Origin of the sequence: Geobacter sp. OR-1 (assembly GCF_000813145.1) — a bacterium.
Taxonomy (GTDB): Bacteria; Desulfobacterota; Desulfuromonadia; order Geobacterales; family DSM-12255; genus Geoanaerobacter.
Map to the genome: position 1 here is coordinate 186,018 of NZ_BAZF01000002.1, position 13,905 is coordinate 199,922.

Sequence of the window (13,905 nt, forward strand, 5' to 3'; positions counted from 1 at the left end):
TGAATCCGATCAGCGCTGTTGCTTCCGGTACCATTCGTATGCCAGCCGCAAACCGTCAGGCAAGGGAACTCGGTGGCTCCACCCCAGACCGTGCAATCGGGATACGTCCGACAGCTTTCGCGGAGTGCCGTCCGGTTTGGCGGAATCGAAAACGATCTCGCCCCCGAAACCGACGACCTCTTTTATCGTCAGCGCCAGATCACGAATGGAGATCTCTTCGCCGGTTCCTATGTTTACAAACTCTTTGCCGGAGTATGTTTGCATCAGAAAAACACAGGCATCGGCAACATCATCCACAAAAATGAATTCGCGCAAGGGAGAACCGGTCCCCCACACTGTGACACTCGCTTCACCATTGACCTTGGCCTCGTGGAATTTTCTCATCAATGCCGGCAAAACGTGGGAGGTCTCAAGATCGAAGTTGTCGTTAGGGCCGTATAGGTTGGTGGGCATGCCGGATATGAAGCAACTGCCGTATTGGCGGTTGTAGAACTCGCACATTTTCAGACCGGCAATCTTTGCCAGTGCATAGGCCTCATTGGTCGGCTCAAGCGGTCCGGTAAGAAGATATTCTTCCTTGATCGGCTGGGGAGCAAATTTGGGATAGATACAGGTACTCCCCAGGAACAGAAGCTTTTTCACGCCGGCGAGATGCGACTGGTGAATGACATTGGTCTGGATCATCAGGTTGTCATAGATGAAGCCGGCCGGGTAGCTGTTGTTTGCGACAATCCCGCCGACACGCGCCGCGGCAAGAAAGACGTAATCAGGCCTTTCCTCTTGGAAAAAACCCGGCAACCCCCCGCTGGTCACGCAGGTCCAGTTCGTTGCTGGTTCGCAGCAACAGGTTATGGTACCCGTCAGACTCCAGCTTCCGGACAATAGCCGAACCTACCAGCCCGGTATGGCCGGCAACATAGATGCGCGCCGCTTTATCCATTGGCCCGCTTGTCCCGCTCCGCCAATGCCAGATCTGCTGCTACCATCATCTCCACAAGAGCGTCGAAACCGGTCTTCGGCTGCCAGCCGAGTTTGGTCCTGGCCTTTGTCGCATCACCCAGCAGCAGGTCAACTTCTGCCGGCCTGAAGTATTTGGGATCGATCTCGATCAGAACCTTGCCGGTCTTGCTGTCGATCCCCTTTTCCGCAACGCCGCTCCCCTGCCAGGCGATCGGCATGTCAAGCCTGGAAAATACCCGCTCGGCGAATTCGCGCACCGACCAGGTCTCTCCTGTGGCAACCACATAATCGTCTGGTTCCGATTGTTGAAGCATCAGCCACATCGCCTCTACGTAATCGCCGGCAAATCCCCAGTCACGTTTGGCATCAAGATTCCCCAGGTACAGGCGATCCTGGAGACCAACCTTGATCCGCCCAGCGGCGCGGGTAATCTTTCGGGTGACGAATGTCTCGCCACGCCGCGGCGATTCGTGGTTAAACAGGATGCCGTTGCAGGCGAACAGGCCATAGCTTTCGCGATAATTCACGGTTATGTAAAAGGAATAGGCCTTGGCGCAGGCATAGGGGGAACGGGGATAGAAGGGTGTTGTCTCCTTCTGCGGGGTCTCCACCACCTTACCGTATAATTCGGATGACGAGGCCTGGTAGAATTTGGTGTTGAGCCCGGTCTCGCGAATCCCTTCAAGAATGCGCACCGCCCCCAAGGCATCGATCTCACCGGTATACTCGGGCACGTCAAAGGAAACCCGCACATGGCTCTGCGCTCCCAGATTGTAAATCTCGTCGGGTCTGACATCGCGCAGCACCTTGTTGATCGAACTGGCATCGTTCAAATCGCCGTAATGCAGGAAAAGCCGGACACCGGTCTCATGTGGGTCACGGTATATCGAGTCTATTCGGCCGGTATTGAAGGATGAAGATCTTCGGATAATCCCGTGTACTTCATACCCCTTCTGCAACAGCAGTTCGGCAAGATAAGACCCATCCTGGCCGGTAATTCCTGTGATCAAAGCCTTCTTCATGCACCACTCCTTTCAGAAGGGACGAGTATACACAACGAGCATAAAATTGGCAATCCTCAAGAGCAGATCAACCATTATCATCCGTGACTCCGGACATTGCCCGGAACATGGCACTGGCCCCCATCAGCTCATCATAGGTTCCCTGTGCCGCAATCTTCCCCTGGTCCAGTAGAAATATGCAATCAGAGTTACGGACAGAGGAAAACCGGTGGGCGACAATGATGATTGTTTTTTTGTGCGCCAGGTTTTGCATGGCCTCAAGGACCGCGTTCTCCGTTATTCCGTCAAGTGCGCTGGTTGCCTCATCAAGGATCAACACCTTTGGGTCGTGGTATAATGCCCTGGCTATCCCGATCCTTTGCCTCTGACCGCCGGATATTCTTACCCCTCGCTCACCGATTACGGTCCCATACCCGTCAGGAAGCTCATTTTCGATGAAACCATGGAGATTTGCCTGTTCTGCTGCCTTCTGCACCGCAGCATGGTCAATCTGGCCCGAAGAGACGCCAAAGGCGATGTTTCTGGTAATTGTATCATCGGAAAGGAAGATTGACTGCGGGACATAACCGACATTCCGTTGCCAAGATACAATGTTCTCTCCAGTCACCGGAATGTTATCAACCAGCACTGCCCCGTCCCGGATCTTTAATAACCCCAGCAAGAGATCAACAAGGGTGCTCTTGCCTGATCCGGACTCTCCGACAAGCGCCACGGTGCTGTTGGCAGGGATGCGCAAACTGACACCGTCAAGGGCATTTGAGTTCCCGCCGGGGTAACGGTATGTAACCCCTTCCAGCTTGACTTCTTCATTAAAAGGGAGAGGGTCGATCTTGCTGTTGTCGCGGTCAGTCGGCGATATTTGCGGGGCCTCAGTCAGGTCCGCGCAAAGCAGGTTCAATGCCGGAAGGCTAAAACGTATCTGGGTGATACCGGCGAATATCTGCTGCAGCGATGGCATCAAACGGTATCCGGCCACTGCATACAGGGTTATAAGCGGCATCACGGTCGTTATCTCCCTGCCGGTGGCAAGATAAAGGATTACCAGAAGGATAACGCCGCCAAAGGAGATCACCTCCATCAGGTACCGCGGCATCTGCGGCACGACAGCACCGATGGTCTGCCCATAGGCAACACGCCTGGCCGGCTCGTCGAAGCGGTCAAGGTACTCGAACTCCCGGCCAAACACCTTGATTTCCTTGACACCGCCCAATGCCTCGCTAACAATGCCTGCGAGCTCTCTATTGGATTTTAGGTACCGCTCACCGTTCCACTTCAGAATTTTCCGCGCCATAAGATAAATCATTGCATAGAAACCTCCGAGCATTGCCACGACAAAGGTCGACAGAACCGGCTTTACCAGGAGCATCAGCAGTACCAGGCTGCAGGCCGATGCCAGCCGAGCCGCTACATTCAATGCCGGGGTCATTACCTGGAATACCACATTGTAGACTTCATGCAGGATGTTTCGATTGAGCCGGGAACTGTTATCCGTGAGGAATAGCTCGTAGGGGCGATACAGGTATGCAGCAAGAAGACGGTGCGATATGGATTGATTCAGGCGGGCTCCGGTACGAACCACAAATGCGGATGTGAAGGCCGCAAAAAAATTCCCGGCTACAAGCAGGCACAGGGCGAGCACCCCAAGGGAAATAACATACGATCTGCTGTCGGCAATGCCAAGGAAACGGCCGATTTCAAGCATTACACTATTGTTCTGTATGAATCCCGGATTTGCTACCACAGCCATAAAAGGCATGATGGAGGCAACCCCGGCCATCTCCAGAAAAGCCGTAAAAAGAATGCAGGCAAAGAGGGCTAGCATTCTTCTCCGCTCCTGAGAATTGAGCAGCGAAAATATTTTTTCCAGCGTTTCGGGAAAACTCAAAATTCCGCTTCAATGTCGAAGATAAAATCCATAATCGTTGCATCCCATGAATTTCACTGTTTCAGCCTTTACGGGGAGCGCCCAGCTGATCAATAATTTTTTCGGCAATCTGATCCGGATTAAAGTCATCGGTTTCTATGGCAAAGTCAGCGGAATTCTCATAGAGAGGTGTCCGGCGTTCAAGAACCTCTTTGACCTCTTCCGTAAAGGATTTAGCGCCGGTCAGCGATGGCCGCTCCGTGCAGTGCCGGATCCGGGAGACAATCGTTTCAACTGTTGCCTTGAGCCAGATTATCCGTGCATTGACCTTCAGAATTTCGACATTTTCCGACCGTTCGATAACGCCGCCGCCGGTGTCGATAATGATATTGTCCCGCGAAGCAAGATCGCGAGCGACCTCGGATTCCATATCCCTGAACCCGGGCCAACCGCGCTCACTTACTATTTCCGTTACCGGCTTGCCGGCCTTTTCCACTATTGATTTATCCATGCTGATGCAAGTCATATCGAGTTTTCCGGCGAGCAGGTTACCCACCTCGCTTTTTCCGGTACCGCGATATCCGATGAGCACAATGTTCATGATCCGAGTTTCTCCATTACCACCCTCCGCATGACCTCCACAGGCGCCGCTGTTCCGGCAAAACGCTCAAACTGCATGACCGCCTGGTTGATGAACATCTCAACCCCGGAAACAGTGACCAATCCGCACGATCTGGCATCAGCCAGCAATTTTGTTTCCAGCGGCGTATAGACGACATCAAAGACAACCTGGCCGGTCCTGAAGAGCTCCGCAGGAATGAGCGACTTCCCTTCATGGGGATGCATGCCGATCGGAGTACAGTTGATGATGACGTCGGCGCTGCTCATCACCTGCTCCAGGGCACCAGGGCCAAGGGGAACGGATTCGATCGCGACTTCTGTTCCTGCTTTGAGGTCTGCTGCCAGACCGTCCAACAGCGGACCGGTCAGGTCCAGCAACGTGATCTTGCCGGGATGTGCATCGCGGGCAATGGTGAATGTTATGGCCCTGGCCGCACCACCGGCGCCCAGCATCAAAATGCTCTTCCCCGCAAGCTCCACACCCGCATCCACTAACGATTTCAGTGCCCCCGGTCCGTCAGTGCCAAAGCCGACAAGTTTGCCGTTTTCGTTAATTACGGTATTGATCGAGCCGATTGAGCGATCCAGATCCGCAATCTCATCAACATATTGCATCGCCTCGATTTTGTGGGGAATGGTAATGCTCATCCCCCGGAAATTCTGGAGAGAACGCATCCCGTTCAAAGCCTTGTTCAAGTCTTCGACGCGAAAAGCTACATAAACGAAATCCAGGCCGAGTTCGTTGAAAGCGGCATTGTGAATGGCAGGAGACAAGCTGTGCGCTACCGGATTGCCGATAACTGCACAGAGCTGCGTGGCGGTGCCGATAGAAAAATCCTTTTTCATACCTCTCCCTGGAAATTTTAGAATATCCCGCTGACGAGCTGAGGATGCACCTGGAAGTGAATCTTCCACGGCAACAGTAAAAAGGGGTTAGCTGACTGGCTAACCCCTTGATCCCGGAGCTGGAAACGGGTCGAAGACACCGATTTCACGTCAGCATAATCAACCTGCAAGTACTAATTATCTCAAAGAATTTGCCATTTGACCGGCAAACATTAACTGCCATCACTTCCTAACATAATAGACAAAGTTTAGTCAAAGGTTTTCAATATTGTTGCCGGCTCAAACCGGAAAACTGGTGTTCAGCTGCCAGCAATGAACAATGCCTCACCAATTATCCTTGGCCTCTTCTAGGTCACTGCTTGCTGCGCCGCAAGATTGCGACAAAAGCGAGCAGTGTCAGGAGCGTCACAATGCCGGCAAAGGCAAATCCCAACGGGTAACCGATCCGCTTCAGTGCCATCCCCATCAGCGTCGATCCCGCCATCATCCCCAGATAGATGCAGCTATTGTACATACCCATGGCCAGTCCCCGTTGGGCGGCCGGGACACCGTCCGCAATCAGCGCGCCAATGGCCGTGAAGACCAGGGCCATTCCCATCCCCAGGAGCACTGCGCACCCCACCAGCTGCGCAAGATGCACCGACTTCCCCAGCAAACCGAGCGCCATAGCCAGACAGATCAAGCCAATGGCAACAATCCCGCGCCGATCAACCCGGTCGGCAAGACTGCCGATCGGAATCCGGCTCACCACATTGGTCAGCGCCTGGGCGGCAAAAATCATCCCGACCTTAGCCGGATCGTACCCCAAAGAAGAGGCGAACAGCGGCAGAAAGGTCAGGAATACCCCAAATCCGATCGAGCTGCCGGCCGTTGTCAGAAGGCAGGCAACCAACGTCTTGTGGCGCAACAGGTCGCGGCTTCCGGCAATAATCGCGTGCATCCCGGTCTTGTGCCGGGGAACGCCAGCAGGGAGCAGCAGCAGCGCAGCAGATGCAATCGCAGCCAACAGCCCGCCGGAGACGAAAAAGACCTCTCTAAGGCCCACCGTCTTTGCCAGGTACCCGCCTGTTGCCGGTCCGAGCGTCATGGCCATGTAGACTGCCGTGGTATACCAGCCATAGGCCTGCCCCAGCCGGTTCAGGGGCACGGTGTCTGCCACCAGGGAGAGCATCCCCGGTGCAAAGGCAGCCATGCCGGCGCCGAACAGCAGGTAGACCGCGGCCATCTCTCCTGGAAACCGGCATTGGGTAATCAGGAGCGAAGAAAGGGCGGTAGCCATAATACCGCCGACCACCGGCATTTTCCGGCCGAAACGGTCCACCAGAAGCCCTGCCGGGATCGAGAGGATACCGGCCGTGACCATGAACGCCCCGTTGATGAGCCCCACCTCGGCCGCGTCGGCGCCGAGTCCGGCAGCGAACAGCGGCAGCACCGGAATGCGCATGTACGAGCAGAAAAAGGCGGCAAAGCCGATCAGACAGAGGAGCAGAAATGGCGCAAGAGAGCGCTTAGAATCGGTCATGCAGTTTCCGGCATACCGCAGTCGGGTTGGTCACAAAGATCGAACATCGGAATCGCCTCGGAATCGTTTGGTCGAGCTATATTCAGACGACTGCGAATATTTATCAAGCAATAAGATGACCCTGTTCCGATCATCGCCGCTGTGATTGCCTCGCCCGCTGATTCGACGAGAAGATCGTATCCCGTTCCGGTTCACGTCCTGAGGCAATGATTTCGAGCCACTCGTCAGTGGTCATCACTGCCGCAAAGCGGGATTGCATCACTACAGTAACCGTCCGGTGGATCTCCTCGGCAGTGACGCTGCCGGCCTTGTTGGCATATGGGAGCGATCCGGTGGCATCGGAGAGCAGCTCCACCGAGAACCCTTTGTGCACCCCCTCCACTACTGTGGACAGATCGCAGTTATGCGTCATGTAACCGACAATGGTGACGGTATCTAGCCCTCTCTCCCTGAGCCACTCTTCCAGCCCCGTATTGCCGAAGGCGCTCGGCATGCTTTTCAGGAGGTAGTAATCCCAGCCACGGGAGGCAACGCTTTCGTGCAATTCGGCGCCATGAGTCCCCTTGGCCATGAACGGCGCCGTCTCCGCCAGGACATTGTGGACCACGACCACCGAAATTCCCTGTTCCCTGGCTGAATCCATAGCCCGGCCAATGTTGGCCAGAGACAACTCTACCGGTGGATACTCGATGGGAAGTTTGCCGCCGATGTAATCATTCTGAACGTCGATAACGATCAGAGCCCGTTTGGTTTTCATCTGTGCGCTCCTTTGTTTGCCGCCCGTCAGCGGACTAAATCTTCTTTATGCAGATCCATGCAGTAAAAGTCGACCATGGCCCCCTGAATCATCTTGCTCAATTCGCCCCGCTCAGTGAAGCCGAGCCGTTGGTACAGCTTGATCCCCCGGATGTTGTTTTTCCTGACAATCAGGTGGATACGGTCAAATTTGAAGGCAACAAATCCGGTTCGGAGCGTTTGCCGCATGATCTCGCCGCCGAGTCCCTTGCCGGTCCGGTCCCCACGAATGGCGATACGAAGCTCGGCCTCGCCGGGAGCAGTCTCGATCAAAAGCGTAAAGGCGCAGAGTTCGCCGTCGCTCTCGGCCGAAAACAGGTGCGTCGCCGGCTTGTCCATGTACTGAGCCAGCCAGCCGTCTTGGCGCAGGGCATAGTCCATCTGTTCCATGTCACCGGCATACGGCGGCCATGCCATGATGATCGGGAGATCATCCTGGTTGAGTGGCCGTAAGTTGATCATGGTCGTACTCCTTTACCCGCAGAATTTGCCGAAGCAATGCAATGATCGTAATGAAATAGCCGCTTGATTAACAGTGACCCGAATGACATAATTCAACAACATCGGGCCAAATCAATCGTGGAGAAGTGGAATGCCAACAGTAAAGATCGCCATTGTTGCTTTCAATTACATCAGCCCGTTTCAATTGTCCGTTCCCTGTTTGGTATTTGGCGAAAACCGCCTGGACATCGACAGACCCCACTTTGCGGTTAAGGTATGTGCTGCGGAAGAAGGAGAACTGCAGACCAACGCCGGATTCTCGATTCAGACACACTGCACATTAAAGGAACTGGCAGATGCCGATATCGTGATTGTGCCGAGCTGGCGCGACGCGAACGAAATCCCCGCCGAAGAGTTGCTCTCCGCGATCAGGGATGCGTTCAGCTCAGGGGCAATAATCGTCGGATTATGCCTGGGGGCGTTTGTCCTGGCGGCTGCCGGCCTGCTCAGCGGCAGGCCGGCCACAACCCACTGGCTGTTAACGGACGAACTCGCCAAGCGGTACCCTGACATCGACGTCCGGCCGGACGTGCTGTACGTGGATGACGGTCAGATTATCACCTCTGCCGGCGTTGCCGCCGGCATCGACTGTTGCCTGCATCTGCTGCGGCGGTTGCACGGCGCGGAAGCTGCCAGCCGCGTGGCGCGACGTATGGTGGTGCCGCCGCACCGTCAGGGGGGGCAGGCGCAATACATCGAGACGCCGGTCGGGAAAAGCGCTGGCGAGGACAGTTTTTCGCGTAATCTGGAGTGGGTCCGGAGACACTTGGAACTACCGCATACCATCGACACCCTTGCGGCGCGGTTCTTCATGAGCCGCCGCACCTTTACCCGTCGCTTCCGGGAGGCAACCGGCACAACTGTCGGGGCATGGCTTTTGGGGCAGCGGCTGGCCATGGCGCAACGGCTGCTGGAGACCAGTGCCAAGCCGATCGGCCTGGTGGCACAAGAGGCCGGCTTCGGCTCGGAAGTATCGCTGCGACTCCATTTCAGCAAGGAGTTGCAGACCTCACCGGCACGTTATCGCAGGGAATTCAGGGGGAACAACGCTTAGGTGGCAGCAGGTCCGATGCGCCAGGAACAGGGTAATACGAAGATGCCCACCGGAGATCAACCACACGACATGCTAACTTCGCATAAACGGCTGAACCAGCAACCTGAGCAGGGTCAGTTGCGCCGGGTCCCGATATTCCTTCAGACCGATGCTCATCCCAATATGTCCCAGTTCAGGCTGCGGCCGGTAGGTTCCGAACAGTCGGTCCCACCAAGGGAAATTGAAACCGAAATTACTGTTCGTCTCGCGGGGAATAACCGAATGATGTACCCGGTGCATGTCCGGGGTTACCACGACCAGGCGCAGCCAGCGATCGACTGTTTCGGCAATCCTGATATTGCCATGATTGAACTGCGATGTCGCATTCAGCACCACCTCGAAGACGATGACCGCAGCAACCGGCGGACCGATCAAGGTGACGGCCGCCATCTTGATCCCAAAGGATATGACAATCTCAATGGGATGAAAACGGTTGCCGGTGGTAACGTCGATATCGAGGTCGGTATGGTGCATCCGGTGGAGACGCCAGAGGGTTGGCAGAAAATGAAACAGCAGATGCTGAAGGTAAATGACGCAGTCGAGGATCAGGACCGCCAGGATGATTTTGAGCCAGATTGGCAGGGTGACGTTATTCAGGATACCCCAGCCGTGCACCTGGGCCGTGGCTGCTACCCCAACGGGGAGAATTGGCAGCAGGAGGCGTATCGCTACGGTATCCAGCAGCACCAGGGAGAGATTGGTGAACCAGCGTCGGGCCTTGCTGTCGTTCAGCACCCGGCGCGGGGCTATGAACTCCCAAAAGGCAACGACAATTAGAGTGCCAAGGAAAAAAGCCAGCCGGATGGTCTGCTCATCCGGCACAACGGTCATGCCATTAGTGATGGGCTCGATCATTGTCCCAGCAGATAAGCCGGAGTGTTGGCCGGCGCTGCACGGACATACTGGGCAGGCCACGGAGTCAGCTGCCCGAGTTCTCTGGCGGCCCGGAGCGGCCAATAAGGATCTCGAAGCAATTCCCGGGCAAGCAGCACCAGGTCGGCCTGGCCCGAACGGACGATGTGATCTGCCTGTGCCGGCGCCGTAATCAGGCCAACCGCTCCGGTCTTGACGCCGGTCTCCCGGCGGATCTGCTCGGCAAACCGGGTCTGATAACCTGGCCCGAGAGGTATACGGGCATGCGGGTCGCTGCCACCGGAGGAGCAATCGATCAGATCAACACCGAGCGCCAGGAGTTGACGCGCCAGTTCGACAGACTGCTCCGGATCCCACCCGCCATCGACCCAGTCAGTGGCCGATATTCGCACCAGCAGTGGCAGATTCTCCGGCCAGACGGTCCTGACAGCGCTTACTACATCTCGAACCAACCGGGTGCGGTTCTCGAAACTGCCGCCATACCGGTCGGTACGCCGGTTGCTGAGCGGCGAGAGAAACTGGTGCAACAGGTAGCCGTGGGCCGCATGGATTTCGACAACCCGGAACCCCGCCTGTAAAGAGCGGCGAGCCGCCTGGACAAAGGCCGCTACAACCGTATCGATCTCTGCTTCGCTCAGAGCCGATGGGACGATGCACCCTTCGTCAAAGGGTACGGCGCTCGGGGCCACAATCGGCCACCCGCCATCCGCTTCGGTCAAGGTTACGGAACGATTCTCCCACGGCGGCGGAGTGCTGGCCTTGCGGCCGGCATGGGCAAGCTGGATGCCGGCGACGCTCCCCCGCTGCGCGACAAAAAGAACGATCCGTTCCAGAAATTCGACATGAGCGTCGCTCCAGATGCCGAGATCGCGGGCGCTGATGCGTCCCTGCGGAGTGACAGCAGTCGCCTCGGTCATCACCAGACCGGCTCCGCCGGCAGCCCGGCTGCCGAGATGGACCAGATGCCAGTCATTGGCAAAACCGTCCACGCTTGAATACTGGCACATGGGAGATACGGCAATCCGATTCGGAAGCGTTACGCTTCGCAGGGCAAGCGGTTCAAACAGATGCGACATGATTTATTCTCCTTACGGTCACTTCGATCGTTTTCCGGGTAAGATGGTTGCATCCTGTTCCTAACGGTGAAATTATTACCCTATTCTTACCGACTGCATCGATATGGAACCCAAAACAACCTGGTCCGCAAAGAATGAAAGCGAATCTTCCGGCGTTCGCAGGGCAAGGGCATAGAGAAGCGGCAGATAATGCTCATTCGTTGGGATTGACAGTCGGAATGCCTCCCCGAGTGAGGGATAATCGATCAGGCGATCAATATTGCCTTCCCGGATAAGGCCGGTTACCAGTGCATTAAACTCCAAAGCCCATGGATAGGGGGTCTCGTCATTCCAGCGCAAGAGGGAGAGATTGTGTACGATGTTGCCGCTTCCGATAATGAGAACCCCCTCTTTCCGAAACGGGAGCAGTTTTTTTGCCATCACGACATGCTCGCGTGGGGACTTTTTCCTGTCAAGGGAGAGCTGTACTACCGGGACGTCGGCATCAGGATACATCCGCCTGAGGACCGACCAGGCTCCGTGATCGAGCCCCCATGATCTGTCGGCAGCAAGCGTTTCCGGACCGGCCAGCTCCCGCACTTTCTCCGCAAAATCCGGGGAACCGGATGCCGGGTACTGCACCCGGAATAGCTCCTCCGGAAAACCATAGAAGTCGTGAATAGTGCGGGGCGACTTCATGGCTGTAACCTTGGTGCCGTCGGTCTCCCAATGTGCGGAAACACAGAGAATCATCTTCGGTCTGGGAATCACCCTGGCCTCTTTCCGCCAGGCCGCGACATAAGGGGTTTCCTCGATCGCGTTCATTGGGTTGCCGTGCCCGACAAAAAGTACCGGCATCTGTCTTTCTGCGGTCATTAATGTTTACCTCTGACAATCATTGTACCATATGTGGCAAGGCAAGCAGGTAACTGCAGGCAAACAAAAAAGGACTTAACCAATACTGGCTAAGTCCTTGAATTCTGGAGCGGGAAACGGGATTCGAAGACTCTTCCTTAACCCTGCTCAAACGCCGCTATAAAAGTAAAACATAATAAAATCAGTAAGTCATCCAATGCCTCTGATCGGTCTTGAGTCCATCAGAATCCAGCATAATTCAGATCAAATTGCGAAAGTTTTGCGAAAGTTTCAGTTTAGCCGAACGCCCGCTTCAGGCCAAACTCGACCTTGAATGAGGTGGCTTTTACTCTTGGCATAATGTTCTTCTTGTCCTTCGTGAGGGTAACAATACCAAAACGCTCCATCATCTTCAATGTCCGGGACAGATTGCTGCTCTTCCTGCCGGTCATTTCTTCCAGATCCTTCAGGGAAGTCGGCTTACGTTCTATGATGATTTTCAGCAGTGCCTGGTTTTCGTTGCTCAGGACTTGTGCCATGGATTGCAGCGACTCGAACCAGACCTTCGGCTCGCCAGGCTTCGGGGTGTGCTCTCCCTTTCATCACTTATCATCTGATGATAACTTTACAGCGATATAGCGACTTAAGCAAACAGTTTATCAGCTTATCAATGTAGTGGAGCATCAGTTAGATTCAACCATTATTACGATAAATCGTTTGTAATTTCGTCCTAAATGCTCAATTTTTCTTCGACTAACCATGGCGAATCTGAAGACAATGCTGTACGGGCTCATCACATAGAGTCAGGTTTATATGGAGGGTGCTTCGTTTCTACAACACGGAATGAAAAAATGGCTCGCCGTTTTGCTACCTATAACGAGGAAAAGGGATGGGTTTACATAATCGACGAATCGTTGTTTGAACGATATGGAGTGATTTCAAAAGAGTTCCCTGATCCTCAGTACCCTGATATATGAGGTTTCAATTAGAGGATGGGATAATGGGGTCATTCCATCTGAAGTAATAATTGAAAAGTACGAAGTTAATGTAGATGGCAGCAAAACTTAACTACTGGTAAATTCTCCTATGACACCCTTGAAGCAAAAGGAGGCCACTTTGATACGCCTTTACTCCCCCTGCTTTTCACCCTGCTCACCCTACCGGCTTTCGCCAAAGAGCCCATAAGGATCATCGAAGGAACCGTTATAAAGGTTTCTGGCGGTGACACAATCCAGGTACGCGATTCAGTGGGAACGAAAGTAAAGATTCGGCTATATGGAATCGACGCGCCTGAGACCGAAAAGAGCAACAAGAAGACAGGCCATGTCAGCAAACCAGGGCAACCATACGGGGAAGAGGCATATCAAGCCCTAAAGAAGAAAATTGACCGCCAGAAGGTGAAGTTCGAAGTCATGGACATTGACCGATACAAGCGGGCGGTCTCTATTCTCAGGCTTGACAATCGGAACATCAATTCTGAAATGGTCAGAGAGGGCTTTGCTTGGGCCTACAGGCAGTATCTTGACCGTACCCTTGCTTCTGATACCTATCGGCAGAAAAACAGGCCCAGAAGGAGCACCGTGGCCTATGGCAGCAGAATAACCCGCAACCACCATGGGAGTTCAGAAAACAGCTGAGACAGCGAAAGTAGCAATGAAACGATCCGTTCCAACACCTTTTACCGATTCGAGGAACTTTTTATGGCAGATCGAACAAACGTAGAGCAAGTAGTGAGCATTGAGGATGCTGTTATGAGTAATGCTTTCGAGGCAGGATCACTGAAATAACCACTTGGTCAAAGTTTTGGTCAAAGCCCACAAGAAAATAAAGGAATCCCGAGGGATTCCTTGTAGTTAACTGGAGCGGGAAACGGGATTCGAACCCGCGACCTTCAGCTT

At 54.5% G+C, this 13,905-nt stretch carries 14 protein-coding genes and 1 pseudogene; 3 read left to right on the top strand and 12 right to left on the bottom strand.

What is annotated here, in order from left to right; translation table 11 throughout:
- Positions 1 to 9: 9 nt before the first annotated feature.
- From OR1_RS02565 to OR1_RS20530, 8 genes and pseudogenes are all read right to left on the bottom strand, one after another.
- Positions 10 to 940 (bottom strand): annotated as a pseudogene (locus tag OR1_RS02565) (GDP-L-fucose synthase family protein).
- A complete protein-coding gene (gene gmd, locus OR1_RS02570; RefSeq protein ID WP_041969761.1) occupies positions 933 to 1,982 on the bottom strand; it encodes a GDP-mannose 4,6-dehydratase in 1,050 nt (349 codons plus the stop codon). Before gmd ends, OR1_RS02565 begins: the two are co-directional and overlap by 8 nt.
- A 67-nt stretch (positions 1,983 to 2,049) precedes the next feature.
- Positions 2,050 to 3,804 (bottom strand): ABC transporter ATP-binding protein, encoded by a 1,755-nt coding sequence (locus OR1_RS02575; RefSeq protein WP_041969762.1) that lies wholly within the window; start codon positions 3,802 to 3,804, stop codon positions 2,050 to 2,052.
- Positions 3,805 to 3,928: 124 nt separating this feature from the next.
- Complete coding sequence (locus tag OR1_RS02580) at positions 3,929 to 4,447, bottom strand: shikimate kinase (RefSeq protein WP_041969763.1); 519 nt, start codon at positions 4,445 to 4,447, stop codon at positions 3,929 to 3,931.
- Positions 4,444 to 5,313, bottom strand: a complete 870-nt coding sequence (locus OR1_RS02585) for a shikimate dehydrogenase (RefSeq protein ID WP_041969765.1) — start codon at positions 5,311 to 5,313, stop codon at positions 4,444 to 4,446. Before OR1_RS02585 ends, OR1_RS02580 begins: the two co-directional genes overlap by 4 nt.
- A gap of 352 nt (positions 5,314 to 5,665) precedes the next feature.
- Entirely contained in the window at positions 5,666 to 6,835 is a 1,170-nt protein-coding gene (locus OR1_RS02590; RefSeq protein ID WP_041969766.1) for an MFS transporter, read from the bottom strand.
- A 130-nt stretch (positions 6,836 to 6,965) separates the two neighbouring features.
- Complete coding sequence (locus tag OR1_RS02595) at positions 6,966 to 7,592, bottom strand: cysteine hydrolase family protein (RefSeq protein WP_041969767.1); 627 nt, start codon at positions 7,590 to 7,592, stop codon at positions 6,966 to 6,968.
- Positions 7,593 to 7,618: 26 nt separating this feature from the next.
- Entirely contained in the window at positions 7,619 to 8,092 is a 474-nt protein-coding gene (locus OR1_RS20530; RefSeq protein WP_052440212.1) for a GNAT family N-acetyltransferase, read from the bottom strand.
- 130 nt (positions 8,093 to 8,222) lie between these two features.
- On the opposite strand from OR1_RS20530, the gene OR1_RS02605 reads away from it, so the two are divergent.
- Positions 8,223 to 9,185: a helix-turn-helix domain-containing protein gene (locus OR1_RS02605; RefSeq protein ID WP_041969768.1), complete on the top strand. Its 963-nt coding sequence runs from the start codon at positions 8,223 to 8,225 to the stop codon at positions 9,183 to 9,185.
- A 72-nt stretch (positions 9,186 to 9,257) separates the two neighbouring features.
- Here OR1_RS02605 and OR1_RS02610 read toward each other — a convergent pair whose 3' ends face one another.
- The 4 genes from OR1_RS02610 to OR1_RS02625 form a co-directional block, all read right to left on the bottom strand.
- Complete coding sequence (locus OR1_RS02610; protein WP_237754203.1) at positions 9,258 to 10,079, bottom strand: sterol desaturase family protein; 822 nt, start codon at positions 10,077 to 10,079, stop codon at positions 9,258 to 9,260.
- Positions 10,076 to 11,173 (bottom strand): NADH:flavin oxidoreductase/NADH oxidase, encoded by a 1,098-nt coding sequence (locus OR1_RS02615; RefSeq protein WP_041969770.1) that lies wholly within the window; start codon positions 11,171 to 11,173, stop codon positions 10,076 to 10,078. The genes OR1_RS02610 and OR1_RS02615 overlap by 4 nt, the downstream gene beginning before the upstream one ends.
- A 75-nt stretch (positions 11,174 to 11,248) precedes the next feature.
- Positions 11,249 to 12,028 carry a 4,5-DOPA dioxygenase extradiol gene (gene ygiD, locus OR1_RS02620; RefSeq protein WP_041969771.1) on the bottom strand — a complete coding sequence of 260 codons (780 nt, stop codon included), beginning with the start codon at positions 12,026 to 12,028 and terminating at the stop codon, positions 11,249 to 11,251.
- Positions 12,029 to 12,303: 275 nt separating this feature from the next.
- Positions 12,304 to 12,546, bottom strand: a complete 243-nt coding sequence (locus tag OR1_RS02625; protein ID WP_202812027.1) for a hypothetical protein — start codon at positions 12,544 to 12,546, stop codon at positions 12,304 to 12,306.
- 195 nt (positions 12,547 to 12,741) lie between these two features.
- On the opposite strand from OR1_RS02625, the gene OR1_RS23160 reads away from it, so the two are divergent.
- Positions 12,742 to 12,984, top strand: coding sequence for a hypothetical protein (locus OR1_RS23160; protein WP_370543321.1), 243 nt, complete (start codon positions 12,742 to 12,744; stop codon positions 12,982 to 12,984).
- Positions 12,985 to 13,254: 270 nt separating this feature from the next.
- Complete coding sequence (locus OR1_RS02630; protein WP_237754204.1) at positions 13,255 to 13,644, top strand: thermonuclease family protein; 390 nt, start codon at positions 13,255 to 13,257, stop codon at positions 13,642 to 13,644.
- Positions 13,645 to 13,905 lie beyond the last annotated feature (261 nt).

What these genes read in the sequence shown, in the direction of transcription:
- gmd (WP_041969761.1), bottom strand. Translation starts at nt 1,982, where the DNA reads ATGAAGAAGGCTTTGATCACAGGAATTACCGGCCAGGATGGGTCTTAT.
- OR1_RS02575 (WP_041969762.1), bottom strand. Translation starts at nt 3,804, where the DNA reads ATGCTAGCCCTCTTTGCCTGCATTCTTTTTACGGCTTTTCTGGAGATG.
- OR1_RS02580 (WP_041969763.1), bottom strand. Translation starts at nt 4,447, where the DNA reads ATGAACATTGTGCTCATCGGATATCGCGGTACCGGAAAAAGCGAGGTG.
- OR1_RS02585 (WP_041969765.1), bottom strand. Translation starts at nt 5,313, where the DNA reads ATGAAAAAGGATTTTTCTATCGGCACCGCCACGCAGCTCTGTGCAGTT.
- OR1_RS02590 (WP_041969766.1), bottom strand. Translation starts at nt 6,835, where the DNA reads ATGACCGATTCTAAGCGCTCTCTTGCGCCATTTCTGCTCCTCTGTCTG.
- OR1_RS02595 (WP_041969767.1), bottom strand. Translation starts at nt 7,592, where the DNA reads ATGAAAACCAAACGGGCTCTGATCGTTATCGACGTTCAGAATGATTAC.
- OR1_RS20530 (WP_052440212.1), bottom strand. Translation starts at nt 8,092, where the DNA reads ATGATCAACTTACGGCCACTCAACCAGGATGATCTCCCGATCATCATG.
- OR1_RS02605 (WP_041969768.1), top strand. Translation starts at nt 8,223, where the DNA reads ATGCCAACAGTAAAGATCGCCATTGTTGCTTTCAATTACATCAGCCCG.
- OR1_RS02610 (WP_237754203.1), bottom strand. Translation starts at nt 10,079, where the DNA reads ATGATCGAGCCCATCACTAATGGCATGACCGTTGTGCCGGATGAGCAG.
- OR1_RS02615 (WP_041969770.1), bottom strand. Translation starts at nt 11,173, where the DNA reads ATGTCGCATCTGTTTGAACCGCTTGCCCTGCGAAGCGTAACGCTTCCG.
- ygiD (WP_041969771.1), bottom strand. Translation starts at nt 12,028, where the DNA reads ATGACCGCAGAAAGACAGATGCCGGTACTTTTTGTCGGGCACGGCAAC.
- OR1_RS02625 (WP_202812027.1), bottom strand. Translation starts at nt 12,546, where the DNA reads ATGGCACAAGTCCTGAGCAACGAAAACCAGGCACTGCTGAAAATCATC.
- OR1_RS23160 (WP_370543321.1), top strand. Translation starts at nt 12,742, where the DNA reads ATGCTCAATTTTTCTTCGACTAACCATGGCGAATCTGAAGACAATGCT.